Below are 2,108 nucleotides of genomic sequence, written 5' to 3' on the forward strand. Positions count from 1 at the left end.
CCTTGATGGCAACTACACAGTTTTTGGCGAAGTGTTGACAGGGATGGATGTAGTTGATAAAATAGCAAAAGCGAGAACCAATAGGGCCGATCGTCCGAGAGAAGATATTTGGATAGAAAAGATACGTCTAATAAAGTAGTTGATTTAGCTCAATTGAGAACATCTGTTGGGAGCGAAGCATCTTGTTTAAAGAAAAGGAAAGGGAATAATGACAATCAGATAAAACCACTATAACTTGGTTTCATAATGGATTGCAGGATGAAGAAACACAATGAGAATCTGGCTGGGGGCGAGGAGCTCCCGCTCCGCGCAAAAGAAATAGGTGCAGCAGGAGCTGCCCCTCCCCAGAAAGCAAAAGAGTATTTTAAAGCTTTTTTCACCTCACACTTTGGCTTTTCCGAGGAATGGAATATAGGAGGAAACCTTCTCCACCGCAAAAGTAAAAACCTTATTCAATCTATCACCTATAGACTGGCTGATAGTTTACCACAAAGTGTACTCAGAAATATTGAAGATGAGCTCAAAAACACACCATCTACTAAACGAGAAATTAAAAAAAGAATAGAAGTGGAAAAATGGCTAGACAAAGGAATGGGGTCTTGCGCATTATCCAATCCAGAGATGGCACAAGTGGTATGGAACGCATTTCAATATTACAATGGAGATAGATATAATTTGATTGCATGGAGCATTATGCCCAATCATGTACATGTTTTAATTGAAACAGAACATGACTTGAGCAAAATTGTGCAAGGATGGAAATCATATACGGGGAGATGGGCTTTAGCTAATAATAAAAAGTATGGCTTAAGAATTGAAGAGGATGCAAAACACTTTTGGAGAAGTGAATATTGGGATAGATTTATTAGGGATGAAAATCATTTTGAGAATGTTGTAAATTATATAATGGAAAATCCTAATAAGGCGAAGTTAAACAAAGATAGTACAGCACATAAATTCACAGGAAATATTTTCTCTTGTGCTGCTAGAGATAAAAAACTCTGTGGCGAAATTGAGTGAAGAGCTCTTTGTCATGCAAAAAGAAAAGGCGCAGCAGGAGCTGCCCCTCCCCAGAAGGCGTATCAGTCGCCACTCTCCCCCTCCACATATTCCAATATATCGCCAGGTTGACAATCTAAAGCTTTACAAATTGCCTCTAAGGTAGAAAACCGAATTGCCTTGCCTTTCCCTTGTTTCAATATTGATAGATTTACTGTTGATACACCAACCTGCTCGGATAGCTCCTTCAACATCATCTTCCTTTTGGCTAACATTACATCAAGATTTACAATAATAGACATAGATAAAAACGTTTAAATAATTAATAAGTCATCCAATTCAGCTAATAAATTATCTAAGTTCTCTTCATTTTTCCCCCAATCAAATATTTGAAATACAGTTGTAGATTTGAGTTTCATTATCGTTTCATCTCCTCTACTTTCAAAACTAATATATAAATTTTCACCCCAAGAATAAAATGTGGTTTTTGCAGTAGCCAATATTTCTAGTTTCTCTTTATCACTATCAACTAACCTAAAACGAGAGTTACCAAACACTTCAATCATCTTCTCATACATTATCTCTTTGGGAACACCGCCATAAGAGTGTTCGGAGTATACTTTTGTTGTAAATAGGTTATGTTTACTTGTAAAGTATTTCTTAAAAGAGAGTTTTGTTCTAATAATAAAATTAAATATAAAAACAGCTAAGATGAGTATAGCAACAACAGCCACTATATTAAAGCCCCCATTTTTAATAAGTAGTGCAATAAGGAATCCCATAAAAGCAGCGTAAAAGCCTACTGGAACTAGTCTTAAATTTTTCATGTCGATATTTATTAAAAGTTTAAAACAAAGTAAAGCATAAATACAATGATACGCAACAATTAATTAATGTTTATCGTTAATTAATTCAGCAATAAAGCAATCCAAGATGCTGACATTATTCCAAATCACAGAAATTCTCAATTCTCAATTTTCAATTTTCCATTAAAACAACCCCTCCCCTTTCCACATTTTTTGTATCTTTGTGTATAAACAAATAAAGAAATCATCATGAAAAAAAATGAAATCCCCGAAAGACTTTCGGCCCTACGTAAATTTATGGAG

General features: G+C 35.1%; 3 protein-coding genes and 1 pseudogene. 2 read left to right on the forward strand and 2 right to left on the reverse strand.

Annotation, left to right across the window (positions count from 1 at the left end):
- Positions 1-139, forward strand: a 139-nt coding sequence (locus GXZ13_03990; GenBank protein ID NLX74997.1) for a peptidylprolyl isomerase, incomplete at its 5' end; no start/stop codon positions are given.
- Positions 140-411: 272 nt separating this feature from the next.
- Positions 412-933: pseudogene (locus tag GXZ13_03995) on the forward strand (transposase).
- Positions 934-1,082: 149 nt separating this feature from the next.
- Here GXZ13_03995 and GXZ13_04000 read toward each other — a convergent pair.
- Together GXZ13_04000 and GXZ13_04005 are read right to left on the reverse strand one after the other, a co-directional pair.
- Complete coding sequence (locus GXZ13_04000) at positions 1,083-1,301, reverse strand: helix-turn-helix transcriptional regulator (GenBank protein ID NLX74998.1); 219 nt, start codon at positions 1,299-1,301, stop codon at positions 1,083-1,085.
- 12 nt (positions 1,302-1,313) lie between these two features.
- On the reverse strand, positions 1,314-1,826 hold the full coding sequence (locus GXZ13_04005) for a hypothetical protein (GenBank protein ID NLX74999.1): 513 nt from the start codon (positions 1,824-1,826) through the stop codon (positions 1,314-1,316).
- Positions 1,827-2,108 lie beyond the last annotated feature (282 nt).

It is taken from the genome of Synergistaceae bacterium, assembly GCA_012728235.1.
In the GTDB taxonomy this organism is placed as follows: Bacteria; Synergistota; Synergistia; order Synergistales; family Synergistaceae; genus JAAYFL01.